The sequence below is a fragment of the Bradyrhizobium guangdongense genome (genome assembly GCF_006483445.1).
In the GTDB taxonomy this organism is placed as follows: Bacteria; Pseudomonadota; Alphaproteobacteria; order Rhizobiales; family Xanthobacteraceae; genus Bradyrhizobium; species Bradyrhizobium guangdongense_A.
Window position 1 is genome coordinate 1 of sequence record NZ_PPPT01000225.1, and the last position, 5,249, is coordinate 5,249.

Here is a 5,249-nt window from a genome sequence, read left to right on the forward strand (position 1 = left end):
CGAGATAGGGTTTGCCCTTCTCGTGGTAGTTCGGATTCTTCACCAGGCGAATGAACGAACCTTTTTGCCATTCTTTGAACATGAAGGGGCCGGTGCCGACAGGTGCGTTGTTCCAGGCGTTGGTCTTCCAGTCGGTGCCCTCATAAAGATGCTTTGGCACCATCGGCATCGAGCCGACCTCGAAGATGCCGAGGAACGGACCGAACGGCTGCTTCAGCGTGAAGACGACGGTGTAATCGTCGGGCGCCTCGACCTTGTCGACCTGGAGCAGATTGTTGCGGGCGCGCGCATGCGTCTGCTTCAGCATCTCGAGCGAGAACAGCACGTCGGCGGACGTGAAGGGCTTGCCGTCGTGCCAGGTCACGCCCTTCTTGAGCTTGAAGGTGTAGGTCTTTGCGTCCTCGCCGACCGCCCAGCTTTCTGCGAGGCCCGGTAGTGGCTCGAGCTTGGGGCTGTAGCGCAGCAATCCCTCAAGAATGTTGCCCGACACCATCTGGGTCGGACCGTTCTGGACCAGTGCAAGCATAAGACCGGGAGGCTCGGGCTGGATCACCGCATTGATGGTGCCTCCCGTCTTCGGCTCTTGCGCCGATGCCGTGGCGGCGAGGCCGCAGGCGAGGAGGAGGCCCAGCAACAGTCGTTTCTTCATGTCTTGTTCTTTCTTTAGCCACGCCAGCCGCGCGCGCTCCGCGCACGCTCACGTCGCGCGCAAAGCTGCAACCAGCCCATCCAAGTCCCCATCCTCTTCGAGGCTCACACCTCCCATTCCGCGCTGCAAGATGAAAGTCTCGACACCGACAGCACAAAAAATGTTCAATGCGCTCGCATCGCCCACCAGCGATTCGTTCGTGCGAAACCTTGATGAGCTAAGAACGCAAGGCCGCCTGCAACTTAGCCAACGCCTCGGCGAGCAGCTCGCGATGCGCGATGTCGTCCTTTGGAATCGCGGCCACGCTCGAAGCGAGCTCGCGCAGAATGCCGGCGAGCAGGCCGAAGTTGATGTGCAGATGCACCGATTTCCGCACGTCATCGGCGCCCGGGCGCTGCAGCACCAGCGCAAATCCGCTGCCGTCGAGATGCGCCTCGAAGCGCGATGAATGTTCGAACGTCCCGACATAGAATTTGTCGGGATATTCGAGCGCGACCTCGGCTTTGTCCGGTATGGGTTTCGACATCTCTTGTCCTCGCCAATGCCGCGCAGTCTGGCAGCGGATCGGCGTTGCGCCTTGCGCCAGGTCAGAAGAGAGCCGGCCGTTGCCTAATTTGATCGGGATCAAAGCGAAAGCGCCGCTTTTGCGATCCGATGGCAACAGGAGCAGTCGAGGCATGCGTGCTCCGGTACGATCAAACCGTGAGACGAGCCGGCGATGGACATCCTCTCCACCAGCACTTTCGCGGGCGACGTTGCGCCTGAGGCCGACGACGCGCCCCGCGTCGATGACGGTACAGTTCATTGCGAACACCTGCTGCGCGAGGCGGGCCTCCGGCCGACCCGCCAGCGCCTGGCGCTGGGGCAGCTCTTGTTCCTCAACGACCATCGTCACGTCTCGGCGGAAACGCTGTTCGAGGAAGCGGCGGCCGCGAACATGCGGCTGTCGCTCGCAACCGTCTACAACACGCTCAACCAGTTCACCGAAGCCGGCCTGTTGCGCCGGATCTCGGCCGACGGCTCAAAATCGTTCTTCGATACCGACACCAGCGTCCATCCCCATTTCTACCTCGAGGGCGAGGACGTCCTGGTCGACATCTCCCAGGACCTGACCTTCAGGCAGATGCCGCAGGCCCTGCCGGGCCCCGAGATCTCCAGGCTCGACGTCATCGTGCATATCAGGCGGAAGAAGCAGTAGCCTGACCGCTTGACGTCCGGGGAGGTTCCGCCGTGCCACACCTCGCCGGTCGACGACCCGTGATCCTGATCGCGCGCTTCGCGCTGCGATAGCCCTTCAATTCCCGTTCCGATTTCAGCTAACATCGTGGGCGTCGCACAGGGAGTGAAGACATGCCCAGGTACCGGCTACGTGTCAACGAAGGCGTGCTGTCCGTGGAGGCCGATGCCGACAAGCCGCTGCTCTATGTGCTGCGCGGCCTCGGTTTGACAGCGACCAAATTCGGCTGCGGTCTTGGCCAGTGCGGCGCGTGCACAATTGTGGTCGACGGCACCGCCGTGCAGTCCTGCCAGATGACGGTGGCCGATGTGCAGGACAAGGCTGTCACGACGCTGGAGGGATTGGGGACCGCCGCAAAGCCGCATCCGCTCCAGGCGGCCTTCATCGCGCATCAGGTGCCGCAATGCGGCTATTGCACCAGCGGGATGATCATGAGCGCGGCCGCCTTGCTTGAGAAGAACGGCAAGCCCAGCGAAGGCGAGATACGCTCGGCGCTGGAGCTCAATCTCTGCCGCTGCGGCTCGCACACCAGGGTCGTGAGCGCGGTCATGGCGGCGTCGGGACAGCGAGGCTGAGATGAGTGCATCATTGGACCAGGCTCGCTTCTCCCGCCGTGCCATCCTCAAGGGCGGTGCGCTGACCGTCGGCTTCGCGCTCACGGTGACGCCAGGCACCGCTTTGGCGCAGAGCGTCGCCGGCGTCGCACGCCGCACGGACAATACGCAGGTCGACGCTTATCTCACCGTCAACGCAGACGGCACCGTGACGGTGTATTGCGGCAAGGTCGATCTCGGCCAGGGACTTCGCATCGCGATCCCGCAGATTGCGGCCGAGGAGCTCGGCATCGGCGTCGACAGGATCAAATATTTCGAGGGCGACACCGCGCTGACGCCAAACCAGGGACGGACGGCGGGCTCGACCGGCATCCAGCGCGGCGGCATGCAGATCCGGCAGGCCGCGGCGACCGCGCGCAAGGGGCTGGTCGATTTGGCCGCGCAACGCCTCAACTTGAAGCCGGACGAGCTGACCGCCGCAGACGGCGAGGTTCGGCCGAAGGCCGGCGGCGCCGGGATTGCCTTCGCGGCCCTGCTCGAAGGTCGCAAGTTCGATCTCAAGCTCGACCCCAACGCCCCGCTCAAGGATCCCAGGAGCTACACGATCGTGGGCAAGCCGCTGCCGCGCCCCGACGTTGCGGCCAAATGCCTGGGAACGGCGACCTACATCCATGACCTCACCTTGCCGGACATGCTGCATGCGCGCGTGATCCGGCCGCCTGCGATCGGCGCCACGCTTGTCTCGGTCGACGAGGACTCGATCAAGGATCTCGCCGGCGTGAAGGTGGTCCGAATCAAGGATTTTCTGGCCGTCGTGGCCGATGACGAGTGGACCTCGGTCCGCGCCGCGCGCAGCTTGCGTGCGCAATGGAGCGAGGCGTCGAACCTGCCGGACCAGAGCCGGCTGACGCAATCGCTGCGCGAAGCTTCCGGTGCCGCGGCGGAGACGCTCGTGGCCAAGGGCGCGCCGCCGTCGCCGGCGCCGCAGGATGCGAAAGCCCTGACCGCCAGCTATTTCTGGCCGATGCAGAGCCACGCTTCGCTCGGACCGTCCTGTGCGGTCGCCGACGTGAGCGCCGATCAGGCGACGATCTGGACGGCATCGCAGGGCATGCACGACAACCGTGTGACCTATGCCCGCTTCCTCGGCCTGCCGCTGGAAAAAGTGCGGCTGATCTATCTGGAAGGTTCCGGCTGCTACGGCATGAATGGCCACGAGGACGCCGCTGCCGATGCCGCGATCCTGTCGCGGGCGGTGGGGCGTCCCGTGCGCGTGCAATGGTCGCGCGCCGACGAGCTCGGCTGGGACCCGAAGGGGCCGCCGCAACTGCTCGATCTCGCGGGATCCGTGGACGCCGAAGGCAAGATCCTGGACTGGCGCACCGAGATGTGGATTCCGCAGACCACCAAGGGTCTGCTCAATATTCCGCTGCTGGGACCGCAGGCGGCCGGGCTCGACAATATCGTTGGCCTCAACACCGGGCTGATCTCGCAGAACGGCGATCCGCCCTATGAGGCCGCGCACATGCAGGTCGTCGTGCATTGGCTGAAGGAGACGCCGTTGCGGCCGGCGCCGCTGCGCTCACCGGGTAAGCCCGCCAACTGCTTTGCCGTCGAGAGTTTCATGGACGAGTTGGCCGCCGCGGCCCGGCTTGATCCCGTCGCGTTCCGGCTGCGAGGCTTGAAGAACACGCGGGGTATCGAACTGGTCAAGCGCGTGGCGGCGATGATGAAATGGGAGCCGCGGCCATCGCCGGGCCCGAACGTCGGCGCGGCGACCGCGCTGGGCCGTGGTATCTCCTACATCCACTACAAGCACAGCGAGACGCTGGTTGCGATGGGCATGGAGGTCGCGGTCGAGCAGGCGAGCGGCAGAATCAAGGTCGAGCGAGTGTCCTGCGCCCATGATTGCGGACAGATCATCAATCCCGATGGCGTGCGCTCCCAGGTCGAGGGCAGCATCCTGCAAACCATCAGCCGCGTGCTGATGGAGGAGGTGAAATTCGACCGCGCCCGCGTGACGAGCGTCGACTGGGCCGGCTATCCCATTCTGCGATTCTCGGATGTCCCCAAAATCGAGATCGAACTGGTCGATCGTCCGAGCGAACCGCCGCTCGGTGCGGGCGAAGCCGCCTGCGCGGCGGTCGGTGCCGCGCTCGCCAATGCCGTCTTCGATGCGACCGGCCTGCGGCTGCGGACCGTTCCGTTCACGCCGGAGCGGGTGAAGGCGGCCCAGAGCGGCAAGGCCTGATTGCCTCCTGCAGGGTCAGGCTGACGCGGCGTGAATGCGCCGCGACTGCTCTTCGTAGGTCGCGGCCTCCGCCGCGGCGAGGCGTTCGAGCTGCACGGCGACGTGCTTGTGATAGGGCGTGCCGGCGATCGGGTCGCGATTGCCGCTTTCGGTCAGCGCGTTGATGCGCGGACCGTTGTTGAGGCGTTCGCCATTCGCGGTAGGATAGCTCTGGCCGTAACCATGCGGCAGCGCGAGCTGACCGTCGCGCATGGAATCGTCGCGCTTGGCGCGAGCGACGATACGTCCCACAGCCGAACGCACCGCGATCCAGTCGCCGTCGCTGGCGCCGAGCGTTTCGAGGTCGTTCGCGTTGATGAGAAGCGCGCCATCCGGATCGTTGCGGCGCCACGCGGGATCGCGAAAAATCTGGTTGGCGTTGAACATGCGCCGCTGGCCGGCCGCGAGCACAAAGGGATAGTCGCGCGCCGGCAGCGCGCTTGCGGGATCGAGTTTGTCGAGCCAGTCCAGCATCGGCGCGATCGCGAGCCGCACCTTGCGGTCGGGATGGGCGAGCAG

General features: G+C 65.1%; 6 protein-coding genes. 3 read left to right on the plus strand and 3 right to left on the minus strand.

The genetic code is table 11. The features are described 5' to 3' along the window. Together C2U70_RS28880 and C2U70_RS28885 are read right to left on the minus strand one after the other, a co-directional pair. Positions 1-649, minus strand: a 649-nt coding sequence (locus tag C2U70_RS28880; protein ID WP_246666894.1) for an ABC transporter substrate-binding protein, incomplete at its 3' end; no start/stop codon positions are given. 217 nt (positions 650-866) lie between these two features. Continuing rightward, positions 867-1,175, minus strand: coding sequence for a hypothetical protein (locus C2U70_RS28885; RefSeq protein ID WP_140982035.1), 309 nt, complete (start codon positions 1,173-1,175; stop codon positions 867-869). 192 nt (positions 1,176-1,367) lie between these two features. On the opposite strand from C2U70_RS28885, the gene irr reads away from it, so the two are divergent. The 3 genes from irr to C2U70_RS28900 all read left to right on the plus strand — a co-directional run bounded on the left by irr (position 1,368) and on the right by C2U70_RS28900 (position 4,691). Beyond that, entirely contained in the window at positions 1,368-1,847 is a 480-nt protein-coding gene (gene irr / locus C2U70_RS28890; protein WP_140982036.1) for a Fur family transcriptional regulator Irr, read from the plus strand. A gap of 152 nt (positions 1,848-1,999) precedes the next feature. After that, complete coding sequence (locus tag C2U70_RS28895; RefSeq protein WP_140982037.1) at positions 2,000-2,461, plus strand: (2Fe-2S)-binding protein; 462 nt, start codon at positions 2,000-2,002, stop codon at positions 2,459-2,461. A 1-nt stretch (position 2,462) separates the two neighbouring features. After that, positions 2,463-4,691: a xanthine dehydrogenase family protein molybdopterin-binding subunit gene (locus C2U70_RS28900; RefSeq protein ID WP_140982038.1), complete on the plus strand. Its 2,229-nt coding sequence runs from the start codon at positions 2,463-2,465 to the stop codon at positions 4,689-4,691. Positions 4,692-4,706: 15 nt separating this feature from the next. Here the strand turns inward: C2U70_RS28900 and C2U70_RS28905 are convergent. Beyond that, on the minus strand, positions 4,707-5,249 hold a 543-nt coding region (locus C2U70_RS28905), incomplete at its 5' end, for a molybdopterin dinucleotide binding domain-containing protein (RefSeq protein WP_283810412.1).